General features: G+C 63.1%; 17 protein-coding genes. All 17 read left to right on the top strand.

Going from position 1 to position 24,629, the window contains the following annotated elements; translation table 11 throughout:
- The first annotated feature begins 240 nt into the window (after positions 1 to 240).
- The 17 genes from ACYVB7_RS15625 (at position 241) to ACYVB7_RS15705 (ending at position 24,612) form a co-directional block, all read left to right on the top strand.
- Positions 241 to 3,345 (top strand): ATP-binding protein, encoded by a 3,105-nt coding sequence (locus ACYVB7_RS15625; RefSeq protein WP_460509358.1) that lies wholly within the window; start codon positions 241 to 243, stop codon positions 3,343 to 3,345.
- Positions 3,342 to 6,758, top strand: a complete 3,417-nt coding sequence (locus tag ACYVB7_RS15630; protein WP_460509360.1) for an AAA family ATPase — start codon at positions 3,342 to 3,344, stop codon at positions 6,756 to 6,758. The genes ACYVB7_RS15625 and ACYVB7_RS15630 overlap by 4 nt, the downstream gene beginning before the upstream one ends.
- A gap of 223 nt (positions 6,759 to 6,981) precedes the next feature.
- On the top strand, positions 6,982 to 7,911 hold the full coding sequence (locus ACYVB7_RS15635; protein WP_460509361.1) for a type II secretion system protein: 930 nt from the start codon (positions 6,982 to 6,984) through the stop codon (positions 7,909 to 7,911).
- A gap of 38 nt (positions 7,912 to 7,949) precedes the next feature.
- Complete coding sequence (locus tag ACYVB7_RS15640; RefSeq protein ID WP_460509363.1) at positions 7,950 to 8,870, top strand: type II secretion system protein; 921 nt, start codon at positions 7,950 to 7,952, stop codon at positions 8,868 to 8,870.
- Positions 8,867 to 9,361 (top strand): hypothetical protein, encoded by a 495-nt coding sequence (locus tag ACYVB7_RS15645; protein ID WP_460509365.1) that lies wholly within the window; start codon positions 8,867 to 8,869, stop codon positions 9,359 to 9,361. Before ACYVB7_RS15640 ends, ACYVB7_RS15645 begins: the two co-directional genes overlap by 4 nt.
- Positions 9,358 to 10,653 (top strand): PilN domain-containing protein, encoded by a 1,296-nt coding sequence (locus tag ACYVB7_RS15650; protein WP_460509367.1) that lies wholly within the window; start codon positions 9,358 to 9,360, stop codon positions 10,651 to 10,653. Before ACYVB7_RS15645 ends, ACYVB7_RS15650 begins: the two co-directional genes overlap by 4 nt.
- Positions 10,650 to 11,231, top strand: a complete 582-nt coding sequence (locus ACYVB7_RS15655; protein WP_460509368.1) for a hypothetical protein — start codon at positions 10,650 to 10,652, stop codon at positions 11,229 to 11,231. The genes ACYVB7_RS15650 and ACYVB7_RS15655 overlap by 4 nt, the downstream gene beginning before the upstream one ends.
- A complete protein-coding gene (locus ACYVB7_RS15660) occupies positions 11,228 to 11,806 on the top strand; it encodes a hypothetical protein (RefSeq protein WP_460509369.1) in 579 nt (192 codons plus the stop codon). The genes ACYVB7_RS15655 and ACYVB7_RS15660 overlap by 4 nt, the downstream gene beginning before the upstream one ends.
- 4 nt (positions 11,807 to 11,810) lie before the next feature.
- The gene (locus ACYVB7_RS15665) at positions 11,811 to 12,587 is read left to right on the top strand and encodes a type II secretion system protein (protein ID WP_460509370.1); all 777 of its coding nucleotides are present in this window, start codon (positions 11,811 to 11,813) and stop codon (positions 12,585 to 12,587) included.
- Between the two features lie 232 nt (positions 12,588 to 12,819).
- The gene (mshL, locus tag ACYVB7_RS15670) at positions 12,820 to 14,421 is read left to right on the top strand and encodes a pilus (MSHA type) biogenesis protein MshL (protein WP_460509371.1); all 1,602 of its coding nucleotides are present in this window, start codon (positions 12,820 to 12,822) and stop codon (positions 14,419 to 14,421) included.
- The gene (locus ACYVB7_RS15675) at positions 14,418 to 15,317 is read left to right on the top strand and encodes a tetratricopeptide repeat protein (RefSeq protein ID WP_460509372.1); all 900 of its coding nucleotides are present in this window, start codon (positions 14,418 to 14,420) and stop codon (positions 15,315 to 15,317) included. The genes mshL and ACYVB7_RS15675 overlap by 4 nt, the downstream gene beginning before the upstream one ends.
- Positions 15,314 to 16,792, top strand: a complete 1,479-nt coding sequence (locus ACYVB7_RS15680; RefSeq protein WP_460509373.1) for an AAA family ATPase — start codon at positions 15,314 to 15,316, stop codon at positions 16,790 to 16,792. Before ACYVB7_RS15675 ends, ACYVB7_RS15680 begins: the two co-directional genes overlap by 4 nt.
- Positions 16,779 to 18,485, top strand: coding sequence for a GspE/PulE family protein (locus ACYVB7_RS15685; RefSeq protein WP_460509374.1), 1,707 nt, complete (start codon positions 16,779 to 16,781; stop codon positions 18,483 to 18,485). Before ACYVB7_RS15680 ends, ACYVB7_RS15685 begins: the two co-directional genes overlap by 14 nt.
- 6 nt (positions 18,486 to 18,491) lie before the next feature.
- Positions 18,492 to 19,757, top strand: a complete 1,266-nt coding sequence (locus tag ACYVB7_RS15690; RefSeq protein WP_460509376.1) for a type II secretion system F family protein — start codon at positions 18,492 to 18,494, stop codon at positions 19,755 to 19,757.
- A 15-nt stretch (positions 19,758 to 19,772) separates the two neighbouring features.
- Positions 19,773 to 22,232, top strand: a complete 2,460-nt coding sequence (locus ACYVB7_RS15695; RefSeq protein ID WP_460509377.1) for a hypothetical protein — start codon at positions 19,773 to 19,775, stop codon at positions 22,230 to 22,232.
- 62 nt (positions 22,233 to 22,294) lie between these two features.
- Complete coding sequence (locus ACYVB7_RS15700) at positions 22,295 to 23,362, top strand: hypothetical protein (protein WP_460509378.1); 1,068 nt, start codon at positions 22,295 to 22,297, stop codon at positions 23,360 to 23,362.
- Positions 23,359 to 24,612, top strand: coding sequence for a hypothetical protein (locus ACYVB7_RS15705; protein WP_460509380.1), 1,254 nt, complete (start codon positions 23,359 to 23,361; stop codon positions 24,610 to 24,612). The genes ACYVB7_RS15700 and ACYVB7_RS15705 overlap by 4 nt, the downstream gene beginning before the upstream one ends.
- The last annotated feature ends 17 nt before the right edge of the window (positions 24,613 to 24,629 follow it).

Consider the following 24,629-nt stretch of genomic DNA (forward strand, 5'->3'; position numbering starts at 1 on the left):
GGATTTTGAGGTCATGGTTTGACGAGCCAGGCGGATTTGATGTTGCGCTTTGTTGGGTATTCGGCGGTTGTGAACGTCGCTGGACAACCGCAACCCATTCCTCTTCGGTATCGAAAGGGCGTTTTGCTCCTGGCGCTGACGTCATGCAACCCAGGAAAAATGCTCCAAAGGGGTTGGCTGGCGGAGTGGTTGTGGTCGTCGATGCCGCTGGCTGAGGCGCGCCGCAACTTGAGGGTTGTCTTGTCCGATGCTCAGCAGGCTTTGCGGAATGTGGGCTTGGATGACTGCCTGCGCGTGGACCGGGATTGGGTTCGCTGGAATGCAGGGGTTGCGGTCGATTCCACCAGCCTGGCTGAACTCTTGGCCGCTGCCCGTGCTGGGGACACTGCGGAGGGCCGGCCTCAATTCACGGATGTGTCGGAAGATCTGGTCCGTTGGTTGGGCATGTGGTCACCCGAAGCGGGGAGCGATGCCGACAGGGCCGCGAAGACCGTGCAGCCGTCACCGAATGGGGAGGCCTCTCCGGGGAGCTCAGAGCCTGTCTCCGTGCCACAGCAACCTCGGATTCACCTGGTCTCGCTGTTGCGCTTGAACTGGAGTGGGCTGGTGCGGTTGGACGATCACCAGACGCACGAGTCGTCAAGCAACGCGGTTCTGCCCACCTTGAAGGACCTGACAGAGTCATTGGCCTCGCGTTCGGGGGGGCAACGTTGCCTGGAAGACAGTTCTGGGGTGACCTACATGTTCGGGTTGGAGAGCTTGAGCCCCTCTTTCAGGTCCACCACGGTGCAAGTGGCGGGTCAGTTGGAACGTGAAATCAGGCTCTTGACCAATGGCCAGTCGGTGCAGATGGGCATCTGCTTTGGCCCGGTGTTGCGTCAGCCGGACTCAGGTGTGTCCGGTTGGCGGTTTCGCCTTGCAGAAAGGCTGGCTCAGTCGGCCGAGCAGGGTGAGTTGGTTTGCGATCAGAGCTTTGAGGACATGGCCCAGTGCTTGGGGTTTCATGATGATGGGGAGCGCCGGTTCCGGGGCTTTCAACGCGGATTTCGGTTGTTCCGCACCCGTTTGTCCGACATTGCCAATGTGACCAGTGTGCTGCTGGGCCAATCGCACCAGCCATTGGTTGGGCGAGATGCGTTTCTGGCAACTTGCATGAGTGTCCTGAAGGCCTGCTCGTCTGGCGCAAGTCGTGCCCTGGTGGTCCGGGCTCCCACGGGCATGGGGAAGACCCGCGTCGCACTGGAGTTGTGGCGTTTGCATCGTCAGTCGGGCGGTGGGGTCGTCTGGGTGGAAGGCCGTCCTGAAACCAGCAAACAGCCGTGGGCGGCATTGCGGGAGGCGGTGACCCAGCATCTGATGTGGGATGTCAGTGGACTCAATGAAGTGCATCTCCAGTTGCTGCGGGCTTTCGTGGTGACTGGCAGCGTCGCGCAGTCAGACCGGATGCAACTCCGGCAGGCGATTGCTCGGTTGGTCAGTCAACAAACGTTGCTCTGGGTGGTGGACGATGCCCAGTGGCTTGACGACACATCGGCTCAGTTTCTGGGCACTCTGTCCCAGGAGTTGCCTTCCACGTTGTGGTTGCTGACGGTGCGCGGAGACCTGGACAGTGACTCGTCGGTGGTGCCTGAGTGGCTGGGTCCGGGCATGACCCAGGTGCTTGATCTTTCCCCTTTGGCCGATCCCGATGCGCTGAAGCTGCTTGCTATGAACGAGCAGCGTGAGGATGCTGATGGCTCCACTGAAGCACAACACGCGCAGTCCATGGCCAGTTTGCATGCGGCCAGAGGGCGGCCGTTGTACCTAGTGTGTGAACAGGCGGGGGGTATGGGGCCGCACTTTGCCGCGCACTGTCAGGCCAGGGTGAACGCGCTCGGAGATGTGGGCCGAAGCTTGCTGGAGGTTGCGGCCATCCTCGGGTCGGTTTGGCTGTTGAACGATCTGCACCAGCTGTGTCCCGGAGTGGACGTGCGAGAGGTCCTTGCGATGGCCGAGGCGCTGGATTTGGTGGTGTTTCGCGGCGAAACCACTGGTGCCTTCTTTCACCCCACGGTGCGAGAGTTCTTTCTTGATTCTCAGCCGGTTGACTCTCGACAGGCGCGCGCTCTCCAAGTGGCTGCGTTTCTGGACAGCAAGGGTGAAGACGCGCGGGCAGCCCAGTGCTGGGAGTTCGCAGGACAGTCGCTGGCCGCGATGGTCAGTTGGCAACGGGCTGCATCCAAGGCCATGGCGTGTGACGACCATCATGCGGCATTGGCGCATTTTTCGGAACTCAGGCGCCTGGGTTACACAGCCAACCGCGATGCCGTTGAGTCCGTGCCCTGGCGTCTTGCGCATGCGCAAGCCCGGCTGGTGGTGCAGGGGTATGGAGATGCATTGGTCAACCAACTGGCCCACGAAATGGAAGCGGCAATGCGTGACGCACCACCCACGTCCGCGGAGGCTTTGCCTGAGGTGACCTTTGGCATTCACTTTCTGGCTTACATGAGCAGCAGCTCCAATGGACATGTGGACGGCATGGAGCATGCACGTCGGTTGGCCGTGTTTGCAGAGGGTCCTCCACAGCAACTGATTGCAGCTTGGGCACATGGCAATACCTGCTTCTGGCGCGGGGACACCGCAACGGCGCAGACTTGGTTTGAGCGAATGTTTGTGTTGGCCGATGCCGTGCCTTTGTCTACCAGAACACAGCTTTTCGTGAGTGATCCGGTCAATTTCGGGCGAGTTCAGTGGATATGGTTGCAGTCTTTGATGGTGGGAGATGCACAGCACGTTGCCCGCGCGGATGCTCTGGCCCATGAGCATGCGCGGTACCTTCCTCTGCCGCAGGATCTGGCCATTTATCACTGCATCAGTGCGTTTCGCTGCTTCACGGAAGGGAATGCGCAAGGCCTTTGTGCCCATGCCAGTCAGGCACGAAACATTGCCGAGGCCGAGAACTACCGCCTGTGGCAGGGGGTATCGGGCCTTCAATGGGCGCTGGGGCAGGCGTTGTTGGGGCAGCCTCATGACGAGGCCGCTTTGCAAGCCGACCTGCAGGCGTTGGGGGAGGGCTATGCCGCCGGAATCCCCACCGGGCTTTGGATGCTCGCTGATTTGCGCAGGGCGTCAGGTCGGCATGAAGACGCATTGCTCTTGTGCGATGAGTGGCTCGCGCGGTTCCCGCAAACCGAGCACAGACACTGTCTGATGGACATCCATCGGATTCGCGCCCAGGTGCTGCACACCATGGGGCGGATGGACGATGGGGCAAGCGCGTGGCAGCAAGCCCGGGACGTGGCGGTCGGCGCGGGCCTGAATGGCTGGCTTCAACGGTGGCAACGGGAGTTTTCCGCATGGGCATGAGCAATGCTGAAAATCTCGGAGAGCTGCATTTCCTGTCCTTCTTCAATGGCGTCTGGTTGTGGTCTGGCGACTCAGCGGCGGTGCAACTGCATTGGCGATACCGAAAAACCCCCATTCTGTTGGCGTTGGTGGCGGCCCAGCGAGGACGCGCCTGGACTCGTGCGCGCTTGGCCGAGCTGTTGTGGCCCAAGGCAGATGCATCGCAGGCCAAGGCCAACCTCCGTGTGTTGTTGGTTGACCTGCAATCCGTGTGGCGAAGCCATGGCTTGCCAGAGCTGTGGCGCATTGACCGTCAGCAGGTTTGTTTGCTTCCGGGGGAAACGGTCTGGTTTGATGCGGAGTTCTTGGTTCACCTGGCCCACGATTCACTCTCGGTTGACCTGCCCTCGGACGCCCTGAAGCAGTTGCTCCATGCAGCGCCCGACGACTGGTTGGTGCTGGGCATGGAAGATGTGTCCGACGACGCCGTGGATTGGGTTCAGATGCGGCGGGACCAGCTTGTCGCGGCCAGAGCGGTTCATCAGCGCAAGGAGGAACCTTCCCAGGATGCGTTGCCAAACGAGCCCAAGGAAGCTGTCCCCGTCGGTGTGCATCTGGCGGGGACGCAATGGCGGCAGTTGGTGCTGTGGCGGATTGAGTCTGCCGAAGTGCTGGATGCCGACGAGCTCGGGACGGGCACGGCGGAACACGATCGGTGGACCCGTGCGTGCGCGGTATTGCTGGACCGTGTTCAAGCGCAGGGTGCCAAAGTCTTTGAACAGGATGAATGGAGTGTCACGTTGGCCCTGGGGCTGTCCGATGGCCAGAATGGCCAACGCTGGCGAACCCTGGGACTGATCCAAGCCTCATGGGCACATATGAGACAGGCTGGATGCGAGGTCTCCATGGCAGTGGTCGCCGGTTGGGTCCTGGTGGAACCTGCTGGCCTCGGGGTGAAGCTTCAGGGATGGCGTTTGCGGTTGCTGTCGTCGCTGGCCCTGTGGGCCGAGGTTGGACACCTTGCCTGCGGCTCGGAATGGTCAGAGCTGATAGAGCCTTGCACGCCGACGCTGCATCGGCAGGTGAAATTCCGGGATGTCAGCCATCCGGTAGACGTCTGGTCGGTGGCCCTCAATGACCTGGTGAAGGCGCAGCTCCCCGTTGGGGTGGGCTCGTTGTCTTCCCGTTTTGTGGGGCGTCTCGAGCCCTTGGGGGCACTCAAGCGGTCGTGGTCCAGGGTGAGCCTGGAGAACCGGCCAGCGGTGCTCCGGGTGCGGGCGCCCTCCGGTTGGGGCAAGACACGACTGGCAGCCGAGTTCGCCAAGTGGGTGGGGAGCATGTCGTCGCAGGTGTGGTGGCTGGGAGCCCAGCCTGAGTTGAGGTCGATTCCTTGGAGCGCCTTGCACCTCATGCTGTTGAGGCACCTGCCACCAGGCGATTCCGCCTTGACGTTGTCTGCACGTTTGCAATCGGTGGGGGTTCAATGCACGGCACGTGTTGTCGATGTGCTGCTTCAGTTCCTGGACAGTGGCGGTTTGTCGCAGTCAGACGTGGACATGTTGGTCGATTTGCTCGCCACTTGGTGGGGTCAGGCGGACCGAGCCCGTCCCGAAGCGGTGACCCTGGTGGTGATCGACGATGCACAGTGGCTGGATGAGGCGAGTGCCGCGTTGTTGGCGAGGGTGGCATCGCGCCAGCCACGTCTGCTGTGGGTGCTCACGGAGCGTCATCCGCTACCACCCAATGAGTCGGTGGGTGTTGCGCTGAAGGGCCTGGACACTCAGCCACCTGTTGAACTCGGACCGTTGGCAGATGCGGATGCAGCCGCATTGCTGGACTCGATGCCTTTGGCGGAGTCCATGACCGGGGAAGAGCGCCAGCGGCGCATCGCCATGGCCCGGGGCATTCCGTTGTTCCTGATGACGGGCGGGGACGCACGCCAAGGCGGTCAGTCTCCGGGTTTTGTGGAGCACTGCGAGGCCATGCTCAATCGGCTCGGCCAGCACCAACCGGTGTTGCGCACCGCGGCGTTGCTGGGCATGCGGTTTGCCGTGCAGGACATGGTCAACCTGGCGGGTGAAGACAAAACGGTTTCGGCCTTGCGGTTGGCGACCCAGACTGGCCTGCTGGTGATGCGCGACGAGGGGTACTTGGCGTTTTTTCATCCCGCTTTGCGGGAATACCTCATGGTGACCTACGTCAGGCCTGCGTTACAGGCAGACAGTGCCCGGGTGGCGGAGATGCTGCAGGAGCGGGGCGAGTGGTCCAGGGCCGCACTGCTGTGGCAGCAGGCTCACAGGCCTCCACAAGCCTTGACGGCTTGGCGTTGTGCGGTCAATGCGGCCACGGCGCACGACGACTTGGAGTCTGCGTTGACGGCCCACCAGGCCATTCGTGACCTGGGTGGACTGCCAGGTGTGGACGGTTTGCAGGTTCGTGCGGCGCATGTGCGTGCTTTACTCGCCAAACACGGCTATGCCCATGCCCGTGCACACGCGTTGGCCGACGAGTTGGTGGGGCTTATTGAGGCATCTCCACAGGTGTCGGATGCCGAGTTGAAGTTTGAGGCGGCGGCTTTTCACTACCTTCGGGAGAGTGGACGAAGCCATGCAGCAGCGTTGATTGCGGGGGAACGCATGGTGCGTGAGGCCACCACAGCCTCTGCCCAGTTCACTGCCAGTTGGTCCATGGCCAATGCCCACTTCTGGCGGGGTGAGTTTGTGCTGGCGGCCCCGTGGTTCGACCGGATGGTTCAGTCGGGAGCCGCGCTGCCCAGAACGCAGCGATTGCGGTTCTTCCCGTCGGATCCCATGGTTTTTGGCCTGATGCAGCGGGCTTGGATGTGCTCCCTCGCCGGAGAGCACGCGGTTGTCCACGAATCCTGGACACAGGCTGCCAAGCTGATCGAGGACGTTGCTTCAAGCGTTCAGGACAAGGCCATTTATCACACATTGAGCCTCATTCTGTCGGAGGCACAGGGCGACTTCCAGGCTGTGGCGCATCATGTTCAACAGGCCCTTTTGTTTGCCCAGGTGGAAGGGTTTGAACTGTGGTTTGCGTTTGCCAGCCTGTACGACGCACAGCTGGCCGCCGCAAAGGGCAAACCAGTCGATCTGATGGCCTTGGGCGCTCAAAGTGAGCCTGTGCTGGAAAACTACGAGTCAGCCACACCCATTGCACTGTGGTTGACCGCCCGCTGCCTGGAAGCCTTGGGTGAAACCGAACTGGCTTTGGGGACCATCAACGTGGCCTTGGATCGGATGTCTGCCGACGGAGGTTCGGTGGTGATGGCCGATGCATGGTGGTTGAAAGCCAGCTTGCAAACACAGGCCAACCAAGAAGCTGAAGCAGCCCAATCCCGGGAGGCTGCACGAAAGTTGGCCCAGGACCGCGGCTGGCACGGCTGGTTGCAGCGACACGGTCAGCGCTGCTAGCGTTTGTGTAACGTTTGCAAACGGTCTGCAAACGGTCTGCAAACGGTCTGCAAACGGTGGGTTCCTAAAGTCCTCGCACGACGTCCGCTCTCGGGCGTCAGTTGTTCCATGACTTTGTTGTGAGGAAAGACCCATGACCATTTCTCCGCTGTCCCCAGAACTGGGGGCATCGCAACGGCAAGCCATGCCGTAACGTCCTCCCCTTTTTCAACAGGAGAGCGACATGCGCACATTTCAAAACGCTACCCCGGTGTTGCCAGCCCTTCTGCACGTCAGTGCACTTCTTTGCGAGGAATCAACCATGACTATTTCCGTGCCCCAGCGGCAGGTGTCGGCGCGTTGCGCACATCGCCGATCTGTCCGCCAGTCCGGCTTCACGCTGGTGGAGTTGTCCATCGTGTTGGCCATCATTGGCTTGATCATCGGCGCTGTTGCGATTGGCAAGGATGTCCAGCGCAATGCCGAGTACACCAAGATCAAGAACAAGTTCATTGATCAGTGGGAGCAGGCCTACAACCAGTATTACCAGCGTGCGGGCGTGGTACTGGGGGACAGTCAGACGGCGCCTCGTCTGATGGTCAATGGCGTCGCATACGCGGCAACCGGTGGTGCTTTGACTTCTGGTGGAGACATGACTGGCGTGACTTCGCCTGGTCCGGTGTGTCAGTTGGCCCTGCCGCCAGACAGTGCCCTTGGAGGAAAAGCCAATGCGCTGCCAGGAAGCTTGAACAAGGACATGCGGAGCTTGTTCGAGCGCATCGGGGTGCGCATGCCTCCAGGGCGTACCGAGGGCGCTGAGGACCGGTATGTGTACCTCGACAGCAATGGCAACCCGCAGGAGGTGCAGGTGTGCTTTCTGTGGCAACCCCCCACCACCGCATCTGGCGCGGGCAACGTGATGGTCATCACCGGTTTGACGCCTGACTTGGCCCGCTCGCTGGACCAGATGATTGACGGCAAACCCGATGCACGAGAAGGCCGCTTCCGGCAGCTGGGCATCACCAACGGAACGCCCAATGGCCCTGGCATTGAGTGGACGGCCGACAACACCTACGACATGTCGGCCACGCCGACCAGCGGAGACGGCAAAGGCCGACGCCAGGACGAGGACCAGGTGTTCACCGTGGCCGGCGTCCTCAAGATGAATCAATGACCACATTGTTTGGCGCAGTCCACAAAGGAGATATTCCCATGACAAACCGCTTCAGCAGGGGGCGTCTGACCGCCTCACAGGGGGGCTTCACGTTGGTGGAGTTGGCGATCGTGATGGCCGTGATCGGACTCATCATCGGTGCCGTGGCCATTGCCAAAGACGTGCAGCGCAACGCCGAATACCAGAAGGTGGCCAACAAGTTCGCCTACCAGTGGAAGATGGCTTACGACCAGTTCTACCAGCGCACCGGGGGGGTCCTGGGGGATTGCCAACAGGCGCCAACCTACATGGTCAACGGCTCCGAAACCACCTTGGGCAAGGACTCTTCCTGCACCCGTGCGGGTGGCAGCGGAGTGGCTGGCATTCCTGAGAACTTTGCCAACACGGGTCTGAAGATCTGTCACGGTCAGGGTTACACCGAGGGCAACGTGGGCAGTGGTGATGCCAAGTTAGGCACACAAGATTTGCGTGACCTGATGCTTCGCGCCGGTGTGCGGATGCCCCCTGGCCGGGGTGAGGGGCATGAGGATCGTTTCCTCTACATCGACTCCAACGGCAACGCCACCGAGTTGCAGGTTTGCTTCCAATGGAACACCTCCGGCACGGCCAGTGGCGCGGGTAACGTGATGGTGATCCGTGGGTTGACGCCCGACTTGGCCCGCTTCCTGGATCAGCTGATCGACGGCAAACCCGATTCTCGCGAAGGACGTTTCCGCATCCAGGGGCGCCCCGCACACACCGCTGCTGCGGAAGCCAACGGTCCGGGTACGCAGTGGGAGGCCAACAACACGCAGGGGGCCAACATCGCCACCACCGCGGCCAACAGCAACATGAGCGCCAGCGACAGTCGCTCCACGGTCTCCAATACGTCAGGGGACACGGGCGGGACCACCGCGGGCCGCCGGTTTGACGAAGACCGCGTGATGCTGGTGACGGCCCATTGGACCATGGAGCAGTGAGCACCATGGCACCGATCAGGATGGGGAGACTGGCGGCATTGGGTTTGGCCACGGGCTTGCTGATGGTTGGTGCCTGGGTGGCCCAGGACGGTCTGGCTCAGATGCGTTATCAGCAGCGCCTGTTGTCCCAGTCTCAGCAACGTTTGCAGGCGGCCCAAGCGCTGGCCCCGGAGATCGAGCGGCGCGAGGGGTATGTGCGGCAAATGAGCCAGATGACTGAACAGGTCAACCACAGCGGACTCGATCCGACCCAATGGGGAGAGCGTCGATTGCGCCGGGTTCTTCACCCCACTCCCCGGGTGGATGTGGCGCGATTTCTGGATGACCTGGCGCATGCAGGTTCTCGCAACCTGCTGGTGGCCGACTACTTCGAGCTGGCGACCGTCAGCAAAGGTGCTGGCCTGTTTCACCCTCCAGTGGCTGGGGACGAGGGGCTGGCCCTGGGCATCACAGCCACTCAATATTTCCGTTCTGACAAGGTAAGCCCATGACCGATATGGCCGTGTTGCGTGTCACCGAAGATGGATGGCACATGCTGGACCCGCAGACGGGTTGGCAGACGTTGGAGGCTTCTCCACGCCTGTCGATGGCCACCGTGGTGGTGCTGGATTTCGAAACCAGTGTCACCGACGTGTGGCGCTTTGACGGAAAGGTCGAGCACGCTCGAGCGCTGATCGAAAAGCGTGTGCGCACCGAAGGGTTGGTCGATGGCCTGGCCCATGTGGTGGTGCATCGCTTGCAGCGCTATGCGGGTGGATTCCAGGCCTACTTTTCAGCGTTCTCGTTGGAGCAATGGCAGCAGGTGTCGGCTTGGGCGCAAGCGCAGCAAGATCACTGCCTGCTGGTTCACGCAGCCGCGGTGTTGTGTGCAGACCTGCCAGCAGGACAGGGGCGCGTGTTGCTGTCCGGGCGAGGGATGTCGGTGTTCCTGAACGGTCGCAGCGGCATGCTGTACGCATCGGTTCGGTCCATGGACGGCGATGTGATGCGCCTGCCCGGATTGGCGCGGACACTGGGGCTGCAAGTGCTGCCCAGCGTGGACCTGTTGCAGGTGGATCAGGTGGGCGTGGGGACCGGTGCCGTGGACCGGGAAGTGCCCATGCATGACGTGATGGAAGCCTTCTCGGCGTCCAGCGGGTTGCGGGCCCGGTGGCTGACGCCTGAGACGGCGGGTGTCACAGGAGGGCAGCAAACCGTGCTGCCGTCTCTGGCGGTGCGTGCCGTCGATCACCACGTTCTCAATCCCGGCCTGGCTCGCATGGCGTGGTTGGCTGAATCCTGGCTGGGGCGCTTGACGGTGTTGGTGGCGTTGATTGCCGTCGGCCTGGTGGGGGTGGGTGGGTATGCACACACCCAGACTCGACAGCTGGTGGCAAAGGATGCCGCCGTGCAAAACGAGTTGTCCGCACTGGAAAAGCGGGTTCAGAAGGTGGGGCAGTTGGCCCCGGAACCTGCATTGCTGACGGTGGCTGAGTTCGCTCGCAAGCTGGACGAGGGCGTTCGTCAGGATCCATTGCACCTGCTGGCCGATCTGCGCAAGCTGACGCCACCCAGCATCCGGATCCAACAGGTCAAGCTGTCGGCCGTGGGGCAACAAGGCAAGGTGTTTCAGATCAACGGGTGGGCGGAGATCGGCGAATCGACCGCCGTGGTTCATTGGGTGTCGTCCATGGGACGGGTCGGCTGGCGCTTCAAGGCGGTGGACCCTGTGGAAGGCATGGCCGGGGCCTTCGCCTATGAGGTGCTCTGGTCCAAGACCGGGGCCGGCAAGGACAACACATGACCAAGTATTGGGCTCTTGGACTTTCGGCCACGGCGGTGGCGGTGTTGGCGGTGGCGGGGTGGTCGGTGTTTGACGCGTCCTCGTCGCGGTTGATGCCACCCCGCATGGATGCACCCGAACTCAAACCCCTGTCTCCCAAGATGGTGGACGACCAGCAGCGATTGAGCGAGGGCATCGAGGCATTGGTGCGTCTGGGGCACAGCGATGTGGCCTGGACGGTTCCCTCCCCCCTGGTGGCGGTGCCCGTGCCGGGCTCTGATGTGGTGGGCAGCATCCAAATGCCGCGGCGTTCGATGTCGCTCTTTCTGGAGTCGTTGGTGGACGAACGGGACATCGTGATCCTGGACGAGCAAAAGGTTCAGGCCGGGGCGCGTTTGTCGGAAGGGGGGCGGTTGACCAAGGTCCAGCCGTACCAAATCACCGTGCGTGAACAGCAGGGCCAACAGCGTTTGGAGTTGCCGCTTGAGCAACTCCAGGTGGGTACCTTGCGCTGGGCCGACGGTACGCCGGCCAGTGTGGCCACGCAGGTATATCGCAATGGCCCGCCGACATTGCCCAAGGTGGAGGCCGCCAAATGAAACGCATGGTGTTGGGTGGAGCGCTGGCAGGTGTGCTGGTGTTGGTGGGGGCGTGGTTCTGGGTGGCGGGTCAACCCACGGCCCGGGACGGAGGTCTGCCCAATGCAGCAGCGCCTGCGTCAGGCATGTCCGTGGAACCCCGAGGAGCCGAAGTCGCCGGTGGCGTCACGGGCCCTCGTGCGTCAGGCGCGGCGACTGTCCTGGGCGAAGCCCCGACTGGGCGTGGTGATGCGCTGCCCACCGCAGGGGGGCGTCCCCGTTTGGAGGACATTCAGGCAGAACTGAATGCGCTCAAGGCCGGGGGGCGAACCCCACAGCCTGCGGAACTGGACGGGGTGTTCGAAAAGTTGGAGCGCTACAACGGCGGTAGCACGATGGGCGGAGTGGACTTGCGTGCGGTACGCAAAAACCTCCAAGCCGCGGCACGCATTCAGACCTTGACCGAGCAGATGCGTCCCTTGGCCGAGTCGCCCACGCCCGAAAACCTTCAAAAACTGCAGACCCTCCTGGCCGACATGCGCCAGGCTCAATCGGGCATGACGTCCGACATGGGTGCAGCTCCGGTGTTGAGGTGACGCTGTGAGGACGCATTTCGACACCGCCGTGAGGGGGTTGCAGTCGGGCCTGACGGCACTTGAAATGGCCGTTGTGCTGGTCGTCTTGGGTTTGCTGGCGTGGCGCGGCGTGGGCGTATTGGACGCTGCGCAGGCCCAACGCCAGCGCGAGCAGGCCAAGGGTGAGTTGCAGACGCTGCGGGATCGGTTGAGCACCTATGCATTGCAGAACAAACGCCTGCCCTGCCCTGACGTGAATGGGCAAGGGTGGGAGGGTGACAGCACGGGCGCGTGTGATGCGGCCACCACCGGCTGGGTGCCCTACCGAACCTTGGGCTTGGACCTGCCGACGCAGGGCTTGCGCACGGCCTATGCCGTGTTTCGAGCGCCTCATGGAACCGACGCTCAACTGGATGCGGACTTGGCCGTCCAAAAGGAGCGAACAGGCAACGCCGCCGGTGAACAGGCGTATCAGGATGTGCATGACCTCATCCGGGCACTCCAGAACGCCGCCACACAAACCGAGGCCGCGGTGCTCACCAGCCAGCCCCATGTCACGGGCAATGGCGGCGGGAGCGGAGCCATCGATTGCGCGGCCCACCCCGTGGCCAATGCGGCGTTTCGGCTGATCGCTCCGCTCCAGGACCAAAGCGGTGACGGTGACCGGTTTGACAGCGTCAACGGACTCAGCGCGCTTTGCAGCCAGGGTCCGGACACGGCCCGGACGTTGGTCAATGACGACGTGGTGCTGATCGAGGGGTTTTCGGCATTGAGTGGATGGCTTTATGCGCGCTCGCAGTGAACCCGTTGCAACAGGACTGATGAACAGAACGAAAAGGAATCCGAACATGGCTGAAATCACACTTCCGATCCGGGACAACCTGCGATCCGCCGGGGGCAGGCCTGCGGTGGGGCTGCTCCCTTGGGCCTGTGTTCTTGCCCTGGCTCTGGGTGGGTGCGCATCCAGCCCGCCCCGCAGCGCCCAGACTTTGGGCGCCACCGACGAGGTCACCTCCAACCGTCTGAGGGAACAGATGGCGATGGAGAGCCAACGACTCCTGGAGCACCAGAAAGCCTTGCGGGAGCAGTTGACGAAAACCGCCGCCCGCCCGGTGTTGGAGCCTGTGGCGCCGCGTTTTGACCCGCTGGAAGGCAAGCTGATCAACGTGGCCATGTCGAAGGCGTCCATCAGCACCGTGCTGCAAGCGTTTGCCGATGCCGGCAAGCTCAACCTCATCGTGGACCCCCGTGTGCTCAAGGGCGGTCAATTGGCCGACATGTTCTTGCGCCAAGTCACCTTGCGTGAAGGCTTCAACGAAGTGCTGCGGACCTACGACGTGGCGGGCGAGATCAGCGGCAACACCATCCGTGTGAACCTCACGGAGGAAAAGTTCTTCAAGGTCAACTTCCTGAACACCCACAACAGCCTGCAAATGGGCTCCGGGGGTAATGTGCTGGGAGGCACCAGTTCGTCGGGGGCCAACTCGGCCCAGCAAGGCAACCTGACGCTGTCCAGTGGCGGGGGATTTGCATCCGAGCCTTACCAGGAACTGGAGACCGCCCTCAAGAACCTGTTGGGCGATGCGATCAAGGCCAACGCGGCTCAGGCGCCGCAAGCGCCGCAAACACCCCTCGTGACGGCACCAGGCGGTGCAGGCACCACGCCTGGCGTGACGTCAGCGCCACTGGCCGTGGCCGCCACCCTGGGTGAAGAAGGAGGCTTTTCGCTCAACCGCATGACCGGGACGCTCTATGTGAAGGCGCGCCCCTCCAAGATGCGCGCGGTGGAGTCGCTGATCCAGCAAGTCCAGTCCATGCTGGCACGTCAGGTGTATGTGGAAGCGCAGCTCATCGACGTTGAACTCAGTGACAACTTCGAGTTTGGCGTGGACTGGCAGCATCTGCGCAGCCGACTGGCCACCACATTCGGGGCATCGCCCATCACGCTAGGATCGGCCACCTCCACCTTGCCCAACGCGGTGGGGGGCAGCTTTGCATCGCGCGCGGTCACCATCCCCTCGGGGCTGATCGGCAGCACGGCAGGGCCGGCATTCGGGGTGTCGTACCAGGGCAGCAACTACGGCTTCATCCTGAACGCCCTGCGTTCGTACGGCAACCTGACGGTGCTCTCCAATCCCAACGTGCAGGTCCGCAACGGTACCCCTGCCTTGTTGTCGGTGGGCAGCAGTGCCCGCTACATCTCGCAGTCATCGACCACCCAGACTTCTCCTGGCGGTGGGGCCTCCACCACATCGTCCAATGTCCAGACCGACACGGTGTTTTCGGGGGTCATGGTGGGGGTGCTGCCGCTGGTGCGCGATGACGGGCGGGTGGAGATCCTGATCAACCCCATGCAAAGCGATGTGGATGCGGCCAGTTTGCAGTTGGTGACGGTGGGGGGAGGCAACATGGTGACCCTGCCCAAGGTGAGCTACAAGGGTCTTACCACCACGCTGAACGTGGCCGATGGCGATGTGGTGCTGGTGGGCGGGCTGATCGACCAACGCAGCTCGGGCAACGACCGCGGGGCACCGGGCGTGTCCGACATTCCCGTGCTGGGCAAGTTGTTTGGCAACGAGAAGAAGACCCACAACAGCCGTGAGCTGGTGATTGTGATGCGGGTGCATGTCCTATGAGCCTCATTCACGATGCCCTGCGTGCCGTGGATGCCGACACGCTGACGACAAGCCCGTCTCCCACGCCTTTGCAATCCACTGCGGGCCGTGAGCGACAGGTGATTGCACCTCGCCGCACCGAGTGGTGGGTGGCCTTGGGCTCCTTTGCGGTGGTGGTGGTGGCCGGGTCCGTTGCATGGACTTTGTGGCGCAGCTCCCAGGCGGTGGATGCGTCAGCGCCACCGGTGCTTCAACCCCAGGCACCGGTGGCAACGGCACAGCCTGCGTCCGCCACCGCACCTCTTGCGGCGGCCCCCGATCTCGCTCCCCCAGCGGCACCGCTGTCCATGGCTCAGGCCCCTGCGGTTCCCGTGGCCTCTGCGGCCCCTGAGGCGGTGGCCCAGCCTGCGCAGGCGGTGGCATCGCCCACGGTGTTGGTGCCTGAGAATTTGAATAAAAAAAGTACCCCTGCGCTTTCTGTACCTAATAAAGTTGCTATCAAAAAAGAAAAATCGACTCCTGAACCTGCGGCAGGTGCCGACGAGGACTCCATGCCCGTGGAACAGCGGTTTGCGCGTTTCATGGCCGCCATGACCAGTGAGGACGTGCCCGCGGCACAGCAAGAGCTGTTGTTGCTGCGCAAGCGCCTGCCGGTCCAGGCGGTGGGGTTGCTGCGTGCACAGGCGTGGTTCGACCTGCGCACCCACAACACCGACGCCGCCGTGCAAGGCTACCGACAGGTGCTGGAGCGCCTGCCGGGCGACGAAGAGGCCGCGGTCAACCTGGCCAGCTTGCTGAGCCAGATGGACCGGTCCGAACAGGCTCGCGAGGTGCTGGCCCAGGCGTTGGCCATCCGATCAGACTCGGCTGCGCTGCGCAACGCCTTGCGCCGCTTCACCCCAGAGGCCCGGCCATGAATTCCGTGTCGGTGTACGCATCCTTGGGGTTGAGTCGCAACCCTTTTCCGCCCACCCCGGATGCCGAGTCCTACTTCTTCACCCCTGCGCTTGAAGAGGAGTTTGCCGAGCTGCTGCATTGCGTGGCCGCGCGCAAGGGCATTGTGCTGTTGACTGGGGAAGTGGGCCTGGGCAAGAGCACGCTGGTCCGCCGCCTGCTGTCGTCGCTGGATGTCCAGCACTTCCACAGCGCCCTGGTGTTCAACACCTTCCTCCAGGGTGAGTCCCTGCTCGACGCCATCCTGACGGATTTCGGTCTGCCCACCGGGGGTGGCATGGCCGAAGGCTTGCAAACCCTCAATCGCTTTCTGTTGCAGCGGCGAGCCGATGGGGTGACCAGCTTGTTGGTCATTGACGATGCGCAAAACCTGACGGTGGCCAGCCTGGAGCTGGTTCGCCTGCTGTGCAACCTGGAGACCGGCCAGGAAAAGCTGCTGCAAATCCTGCTGGTGGGGCAACCGGAACTGGAGTCCACGCTGGCCGAGCCGGACATGCGCCAATTGCGAAGTCGCATCGTCAAACACGCGCGCTTGCGTGGGCTGACACCCGACGAGGTGGGGCGCTACTTTGACTTCAGGATGAACGCCGCCGGTGGCAGCGGCCGTCTGACCCTCACCCGCGAGGCCATCCGGCTGTTGCACCGATGCACCGATGGCAACCTGCGTCAGATGCACTTGCTGCTGGACCGGTGTCTCTATGGGCTGGCCGCGCGTCGGCAGTCGCGCATTGACCCCGCCCTGATTCACCGTGCCCTGGCCGATGTGCCCGAGTTGCAGGCCCGGGTACATCGGGGGTTGCGCGCGGGGCGCGGGCTGCGTGGGGCCTGGCGCTGGATGTTGGTGGGGGCCGGGTTGGGGTTGGCGTCCGTGGCCGCCATGGCCGCCTGGACCTACTGGCAGCCCGACATCTCCGTGGGGACTGTGCAAGCCCTGTGGTCGGGGTCTCAGACCCCCGCCACACCGGCCGCGCCTGCCACACCTGAACCCGTGGTCGCGTCCACCCCACCGGTGTCGGCCCCGGCCCCGGCCCCAGTTCCGACCCCGGCCCCGGCCCCGAGCCCCCGCCAGTTGTGCGAGGAAAAGCTGGGCGTGCACGAGGGAAAACCCGTGGTCAAAGAGTCCAGGGCCACCGATGCCCTGATCCAGCGCCTGAATGGACAGGAGGGTGTGTGCGTGTTTCAGGACAACGAGGTTGCGTGGCTCATGTGGTTGGACAGTGGGCGTGCCGCGCAGATCCAGCAGGCCGAGCACACGGTTCAGGCGGTGCAGTCGATGTTGCGCTCCGCGGGGCTGTTTGATGGCGGGGTGGATGGCCTGATGGGGCCGCAGACCCGCCAGTCCCTGGCGCGCTTCCAGAAAGCCAATGCACTGGCCCCCACGGGACAACCCGATGAGCTCACCCTTTACCTTCTGGAGAACCAGCATGCAGCCAGGTGATGGTCTGTCCGTCCTGCATTCGGAGCACGAACCTCGCATCAGCCTGGGGGATCGCCTGATCCAGGCCGGCGTGGTGGCCCCGGTGGCCATTGAGTATGTGCTGCAAAAGCAGAAGATCGAGAACCAGCCCCTGGGCAGCCTGCTGGTGGATCTGGGGTTTGCCAGCGCCAAGGAGGTGGCTCGGCAGTTGGCCGCCCAGCGGGGCATTCCATTTGTGGAATTGCACGAAGCCCCCGAGCCCGATGCCCAGGTGGCCGGGGTGTTCAACCGGGCCCTGTGTGTGTCGCATGGCTTTTTGCCGTTGCGGGAAGTGGGCTCCGAGGTGGAGGTGTTGCTGGGGGATGCCCGCCCCGACATGGTGGCCGAACAGGTCAAACGCAAGCTGGGACGCGGATGCCGGTTCTTGCAGGGTGAGTTCGACCGGGTGGCGCAGGCCATTCACCAATACTACTACTTTGCCGACAACCCACCGGCCAAGCTGATCGAAACCGAGGTGCGCAAGCTCCAGGCTGATGTGGACCGGGCCTACAGCCCCCACCGCCTGTTGGACCACATCCTCCACATGGCGGTCAAGGAGCGGGCCACCGACATCCACCTGGCCCCCACGGCGCACAGCCGCTCGGTGCTGCTGCGGGTCGATGGGGTGCTGCGTCCGATGTTTGCCTTGTCGCCAGCACTGGATCGGCTGATTGTGTACGTCAAGTTGCAGGCTGACATGGAGGCCAGCGAGCAGCGCTTGCCGCAAGACGGCAGCTTCACCGCCAAAGTCCTGGAGCAACAGTACACGGTGCGTGTCTCCACCCTCATCTCGGAGTTTGGTGAGCGCATGGTCCTTCGGCTGCTGCCCGAACGGGCCAGCCTGGACAAGCTGGAGGACTTGGGGTTTTGGCCTGAGGATGTGGAGGCCATGCGCCGTGTGTTTTCACGCCCCCATGGGCTGATCCTCATGACCGGTCCCACCGGGTCGGGCAAAAGCACCACCTTGCATGCCGCCCTGCGCATGCAACCCCTCATTGAACGCAACGTGCTCACGGTGGAAGACCCGGTGGAATACCGTGTGCCCGTGGCTTGTCAGACCGAAGTCAACCGCCGGGCGGGATACGAGTTCGCCAACGCCATGCGCCACTTCCTGCGGCATGACCCGGACATCATCCTGGTGGGCGAAATCCGGGATGCAGAGACCGCGCGTGCGGCGGTGGATGCGTCGTCCACCGGCCACTTGGTGCTGTCCACGCTGCACGTGGGGGGGATTTTTGGTGTGGTTCCACGCCTGAAGCTGCTGGGCATTGACACCGAAACGCTGGCCGAAAACCTGGTTGCCGTGCTCAACCAGCGCCTGGTCCGGAAAAACTGCCCTCACTGCGCCACGCAGACCCCGCCCACCTCGCAGGAAAAAGACTGGCTGCAACTGCAAGGGGTGGCTGAATCCGACATGCCCCTGCTGCTGAGTCGGGGGCAGGGGTGCAGCCACTGCCGGCACACCGGGTACCTGGGCCGCTTGCCCGTCTACGAACTGTTGGAGGTGAGCCGGAGCATGGCCGATGCCATTGCGAGCGATGCCAGCCGGGCGACGTTGCGTGAGCACGCCATGTCAGCAGGGCTGGTGCCCATCCTCTTGCAGGCGCGCCGTCGTGTGTTGGCAGGACAAACCACGGTGGAAGAAATCGAGCGCGCCGTGGGCGTCCACGGTTGACGACCCATGAGCACCGTGCACACATACTTTTACCGGGTGCTCATGCCCCATGGCGGCGTGAAGACTGGCCTGTTGCGCCTGGTTGCCCTGCGGGAGCTGTCAGTCCGGCTGCGGCTGGAGGCACAGACCGAGGGAACGGTGATCACCCTGGCGCGCTTGCCAGGTTGGGCAGGCGCAACCCTGCACACCGTGTCCGGCTGGTTCAGCCGTCGCCTGAGTCCCGAGGACCTGGTGGGTGTCCTTCGCGACATGGGGTTGATGATGGGGGCGGGTGTCCCTGCCATGGAAGCCTTGCGGACCTTGTCCGATGAGGGGGGGCAGGGTGGAAACAAGGCCGTGGCCGACTTGGCCGACACGCTGCGGGATGACCTCAACAGTGGGGTCGGCATGACCGAAGCGTTTGAGCGCCATCCCGATGTGTTTCCTGAAACCGTGCGCAACCTGGTGGACATTGGTGAACAGTCCGGTACCACCGATCGGATGCTGCGCGAGGCCGCCGCACACGTGGAACGGATGATCAACATCCGCAGGGACATTCGCACCGCACTGATCTACCCCCTGTTTGTGTTCGCCACCATTTTTGGTGTGGCCGCGTTCTGGATTTACTACGTGGTGCCCAACATGGCCCGGCTGTTCAAGCAGCTTCAGGCCAAGCTGCCCCCCATCACGGTGGGTTTGGTGAATTTCGCGGACCTCGTCACGGCGCACCTGCCGTGGGTGGTGCTGGCGCTGGTGCTTTGTGTGGCGGGTGTGGTTCTGGCCTTCAAGCGGTCGGAACGGGTGCAGCTCTGGTTTTACACGGTGGGACACAAGATTCCCATTGCCCGCCAGTTGCTGGTGTCGTCAGGCATGGCGCACATGACCGAACATTTGTCCATCCTGGTGCGGGCCGGTCTGGACATGATGTCCAGCCTCCAGACCCTGACGCGCTCTACACGCAACCGCTTTTATCGGGTCAGGTTGGAGCAGGTTGCGGCGTCCGTGGCCCGTGGCGACTCCATGGCCCAGTCCATGCGCAGGGTGGGGGGATTTCCGGCCATGGCCATTCGCATGATCTCCGTGGGTGAGGAGGTGGGGAGCCTGGACGTGCAGCTCCAGCACTTGGCTGATGAATACCGCAAGCGGTTGGATGTGCTGGTGCGTTCGCTGGCAGAGGTGCTCAAGCCCGTCATCATTCTGGTGGCGGGGGGGCTGTTCATCTTTCTCATCGTGGCACTGCTGCTGCCCATTTACGACCTGGTGCGCCAGACCGTGGCGCAGTCCATGGGTTGACGCGAGGACATGCACATGTGGGCTCCCGTTCTGTTTTCTTCTCGTGGCCGCGTGGGCCACTCGCGCCGCACCCAACTCGGCCTGGGATTGCTGGAAGTGGCCGTGCTGGTGATGCTGGTGTCGGCCGCCGTGGCGGGCGGTGTTCTGTCCATGCGCGTGCTTCAGCAGTCGCAAGCCTCGGAGTGGACGGGCGACGTGCTTCGGCGGGCAGACCGCATCATCGTGGCCTTTGTGGCTCAGAACCACCGCCTGCCGTGTCCCGATGTGGATGGCGACGGTTTGGAGGATGTGAATGCAACCGCGTCCGGTTGTTCGATCTCTGACCAGAAGGGATGGTTGCCCTTGCGGACTTTGGGCCTTGATGGCTCAGGCACGGTGCAAGGAAGCATGCCAAGGTTGATTTACCTGGTGCAACGTCAGGCGCAGGACCTGGCGTTGGCGGACCCGGCACGATACAACCCTCCGGCGTTTGACAACGAAGCCGAGCCTGCCGAGTACACCGGGGTACGACCTCTCAATCACCTTTCGACCGCCGACGTGTGTCAGGGCATTGAGGTGGCACGCACCAAGGCGGTGGAGGCCTCACAGGCCCGGGCGGGAACCCGTGCGGTGGCATATGCCGTGGTGCACCCGGGTCTGCGCATGGAGGGGGACAACTTCGGGTTTGACGGGCTCAATGGCAAGGATGCATCTGGGGTGCAGGTGGAGTTGCCCGAGCGCGGCTGGACCCTGGGCGTGTACGACGACAGGGTTCGGGTCCAGACCTATGCCGGGCTGTCTGCTGCACTGGATTGCCCCCGCTTGCTGGCATCAGAGCGCAACCTGGCATTTGCTGCAGAGTGGGTGGACGAGGTCAACGAGCAAAAGACCTCGACCATGACCTCGGCCATCATCGACACCACCATCAACGGCATCAAGGCCGGCGTGGCGTTGCTCAAGACCGGTTTGGCGGTCAAGGGGCTGGTCAACGCCGGGACCCATTTGACCGCAGCCATCTCTGCCTTGACCACGGCGTTGGCTTCGATTGTGGGCATTGTGCTGTTGCCCACGCTGGCGGCAGCGATCGCTGCCTCCATTGCCGCCATTGCCGCCTACACGGTGACCATCGCGCTGGCTGCCACGTCACTCGCTTCGTCTCTGGTGGCCTTGGGGTTGTCGATGGCGGTGGCCATCCAGGCTGGCGCGGAAGTGAATGCCGGGTTCAATCTGGACCAGGTACGTACACAGGCGCAGACGGCGTACACCGAGGCCGTCAAGCGAAAGACCGATGCCCAGGCCCGTCGGGATCAGGCCGTTTCCACGCGAGACGACACCAAGGCCCCTGCGTACAGCGCGGCGGTCAGCGCCCTTCAAAACAAGGTGTCTGCGTTTGCAAACCACGTCAACAGCCTGAATGACTGCGGTTCACACGCCACCGACTACAACTGCTCGCCCGCGCTGTCCCTCAGCACCTACCAGGCCCAGATCAACGCGGTGGTGTCCGGGGTGGACCGGCTGGTGGACAAGGAGCTGGCGTACCAGGATGCAGAGACCGTCTATCAACAAGCCATTGACGGTGAGAACAACCCCAAGCCGTCTGCGCCGGCCAACTCGCCGGTACCGGCCGAGGTGCGTGCAAAGCTGGTCGAAGCGCTCAATGCGGCTGAGGCAGCGGGGGACACGGAGAAGAAGACAGGGCTCATCAAAGCCATTGAGTACCTGGACAGCCAGCAGGCGGCGGCATCCACCTACTCTGACGATCAGCGGGCTGCTGACCTGGCTGCGCAGATGGACCAGATTCAGACGCAGATTGACGGGTATGCGGCCCGCATCACCAGCCTCAACACCATCATTGGTGGCGTGGCGTGCGATCCACTGCCCCCCGACGCTACCGTCCGGCAAGCCTGTGTGGACCGGGCCTTGCTGGAGCAGCAAAAGAGGCAAGCGCAAGCGCTCAGGACGGCCTTGCAGACCCAACTCAGTGGCCTTTCGCTGAGTGTGGATGCTGCCCTCAACGCCCGCAACGCGGCCCGCACCGCACGTGACGGTGCCCAGGGCACCCTGAACAGTGCCAAGAGCAGCCTGCGCAGCAGCCTCAACAACATGCGCTACACCACCTGCACCCGTGGGACCACCCTGAGTGAGGACAAAAAAACCAGCACACCGTGGTCGAACTGCACCATCCGGTACTACCCTTCGGTGGACAACGATGGTTCGGTCTTTGTGTCCCAGGAACTGATGGGCCAGACCTATGAAGGTTGGTACAAGGACTATGACGTCAAGCTCAACGAGGTGCTTCGGTCGCGGTACGACTACATGCTGGCCAGCCGGTCCGTGGATAAGGCCCAGGCGTCGCTGGATCAGGCCATTCAGGATGAGGCCGATGCCCTGTCCACGGTGCAAGCGCTGTCGGGCATGAATGCGGGCGGCATCGCAGTCTGGTCGGGGGCGGCCGACATCCTGGAGCGTGCAGACAAGAAAGGGGGCATCCGTTGAACGGGTGGCAAACACATCGGAAGGTCCGGAAGGGGCAGCAGGCTCAACGGGGCTTCACCTTGGTGGAGTTGGGCGTTGGCCTGGCGGCCACGGCGACACTGGGGTTGCTGCTGTGGGGGGTGGTACCCCAGCAACAGCAACAAAAGGACCGGTTGGCCTGGCAGCAGACCCTGAACGAAGTCCAGTCCGCCGTGTTGGGGTACACCCAGCGCAAATCCCGGCTGCCCTGCCCCGCTGAAGACACCGGTGGCGTGGAAAGCTGTGCCACGGGCCTTCGCGAGGGCTGGTTGCCTTGGAAAACCTTGGGGTTGACCCAAGGGGATTCGGTGTTTCGCTACGGTGTGGGCAGCAGCGCCCTGACGCAGACGTCCACAAGCTTCGTGCCCAACCTACCACCGGCCCCTGCTGCGGTAGCCGCCACATACGACGCGCTGGCCACGTCGAACGGCCTGGACTTCTGCCAGAGTCTCAGGATCGTGCTGGTCACATCCGCTGCAAACACCATTGCCGACGCTCCGTATGCCTGGGTGGTGGCGCACCCAGGAAGCAACCGGGTGTTTGACGGAGCCAACGTGGGTGGGTTTGCACTTCCCGGTCTTGCTCAATCGGTGTCGCCGGTGTACGACGACGCGGTGCTGGCTCAATCCCCCGCCGAGCTGTCAGCACGGCTGGCGTGCCCCCAGCGGTTGGCTGAAGCCCAGGTGGCTGCACGCTCCGCCTATGCAGCGTATGACCTGTGGCGCAACGTCGATGCGTTTTCCCAGTTTCGTGCTTTTGCTCACCAAGTCCGCCAAACCAATGTGACCTATGCCGGGGTGGGGCTGGCCATGGCCGTGACCGAAATTGTGAATGCGGGCGCGACTGGAATCACTGCGCTGGCCATCACCGCTGCCGGCGGCGGCGGTTCAGCGGCCGCCGCTGCGGACATTGCAGCCTTGACCATTGCCACCGGTGCAGCCATTGGTGCGGCGGGGGTTGCAGGGTTCAAGTTGGCCACGTCCATCCTGGCTGAAATCAAGGCAGGTCGCCAGAAAACCGCGGCACAGGCCGAGTTGGTCAAGGCAGGGATGGAGTATGTCGAGGGCTATACAGCAGCCACGACCGCCGACCAGAAGGGGTTGCAACCATGACACACCGCGTTGTGACGCGAGGGCGCATCAGTCGCGCGTCTCGGGGATGCATGGCCGGGTTCTCCTTGGTGGAAATGGGGGTGGCCCTGGTGGTATTGGGCTTGGTGCTGACAGGCTTGGCCACCTACTGGAAATGGCAGGCCCATCATGAGCTTGCCCAGCAAGTCCGAAGTGGCATGGACGAAGCAAATGCCGCACTGAGGGCCTATGTTCAGGCTCAGCATCGCTTGCCTTGCCCCGACACTGACGGCGATGGCATTGAGGGGGCTGCAGGCAGTTGCCCCGTGGGTGTCTCCATGGGGCGGTTCCCCTGGAAAACGGTGGGCGTGTTTGGGGCTGCAGCGCGTGAAATGACCTATGCGGTGTACCGCAAGGTCAACGCCGCTGACGCCCGTGCCGATGTGGATCTGGTCAGGGCCCAGGATCGGTATTCGCCCCTCGTGGCCGAAGGCAGTCCGCTGGGGGCCAACGAAATCCTGCTGGGCAATAGCAACCTGCTGGATTTTTGCCGAGCGCTCGATCTGCCGACCCGCGTGGCGGCGGCGGGCAGCACCGCCTCTGCGGTGGAGTCTGACCGCTTGTCCGTCTGGCAGCCTGGCCAGCCAGCGAGTCGGCGCAACGTGGCCTACGTGCTGGCACACGGCGGGTTGGCCGATGCAGATGGTGACGGCAAGCGGCTGGACGGTGCCAACGCTAGCGCCACCGAAGCAGAGCCAGCATTTGAGTTGCCCACACGTGCGCCTTCCGAAGGGTATGACGACACCGTGGTGGCAGGCACCTTCCAAGAGTTGTTTTCCGAGTTGGATTGCGGCCGTGGTCTTAGCGTGATTGGACACGGGCACGCCAATGCTGCATTGGCTTCGGCCATGCTGCGTCAGGGCATTCACGACTATCGGCGACAACTCCAGCTGCTGGCTGACGCGGCCGGAGCCGATGTGGCGGCGTCCACCGCAGCCCTGCTGATGGCCGGTTCCGGGCTCGGCAAGGCCATTGCCACGTCGTTGGATGCCACGTCGGTGTTGCTGGTGTCCCAGGGCACTGCGTCCGCCGTTCTAGCCCCTGCGGTATTGGCCATCATTGCCAACACCTCAGCGACCGTCACCGCCACGGTGACACTGGCCAAGGCCATTGCTTTCAAGGTAGAGGCAGATGACCGCTACGCCAAGGTCGCTCCGCTGGTGGACTTGGCCGATGGCCTGTCTCCGTCCGTCAACTCTAATTTCCGCCAGGCCGACCAGGCGGGCTTCTGATCAGGTTTCATTGTGGC

Source organism: Hydrogenophaga soli, from assembly GCF_054777695.1.

What these genes read in the sequence shown, in the direction of transcription:
- ACYVB7_RS15630 (WP_460509360.1), top strand. Translation starts at nt 3,342, where the DNA reads ATGAGCAATGCTGAAAATCTCGGAGAGCTGCATTTCCTGTCCTTCTTC.
- ACYVB7_RS15635 (WP_460509361.1), top strand. Translation starts at nt 6,982, where the DNA reads ATGCGCACATTTCAAAACGCTACCCCGGTGTTGCCAGCCCTTCTGCAC.
- ACYVB7_RS15640 (WP_460509363.1), top strand. Translation starts at nt 7,950, where the DNA reads ATGACAAACCGCTTCAGCAGGGGGCGTCTGACCGCCTCACAGGGGGGC.
- ACYVB7_RS15650 (WP_460509367.1), top strand. Translation starts at nt 9,358, where the DNA reads ATGACCGATATGGCCGTGTTGCGTGTCACCGAAGATGGATGGCACATG.
- ACYVB7_RS15655 (WP_460509368.1), top strand. Translation starts at nt 10,650, where the DNA reads ATGACCAAGTATTGGGCTCTTGGACTTTCGGCCACGGCGGTGGCGGTG.
- ACYVB7_RS15660 (WP_460509369.1), top strand. Translation starts at nt 11,228, where the DNA reads ATGAAACGCATGGTGTTGGGTGGAGCGCTGGCAGGTGTGCTGGTGTTG.
- mshL (WP_460509371.1), top strand. Translation starts at nt 12,820, where the DNA reads ATGGCGATGGAGAGCCAACGACTCCTGGAGCACCAGAAAGCCTTGCGG.
- ACYVB7_RS15675 (WP_460509372.1), top strand. Translation starts at nt 14,418, where the DNA reads ATGAGCCTCATTCACGATGCCCTGCGTGCCGTGGATGCCGACACGCTG.
- ACYVB7_RS15680 (WP_460509373.1), top strand. Translation starts at nt 15,314, where the DNA reads ATGAATTCCGTGTCGGTGTACGCATCCTTGGGGTTGAGTCGCAACCCT.
- ACYVB7_RS15685 (WP_460509374.1), top strand. Translation starts at nt 16,779, where the DNA reads ATGCAGCCAGGTGATGGTCTGTCCGTCCTGCATTCGGAGCACGAACCT.
- ACYVB7_RS15690 (WP_460509376.1), top strand. Translation starts at nt 18,492, where the DNA reads ATGAGCACCGTGCACACATACTTTTACCGGGTGCTCATGCCCCATGGC.
- ACYVB7_RS15695 (WP_460509377.1), top strand. Translation starts at nt 19,773, where the DNA reads ATGTGGGCTCCCGTTCTGTTTTCTTCTCGTGGCCGCGTGGGCCACTCG.
- ACYVB7_RS15705 (WP_460509380.1), top strand. Translation starts at nt 23,359, where the DNA reads ATGACACACCGCGTTGTGACGCGAGGGCGCATCAGTCGCGCGTCTCGG.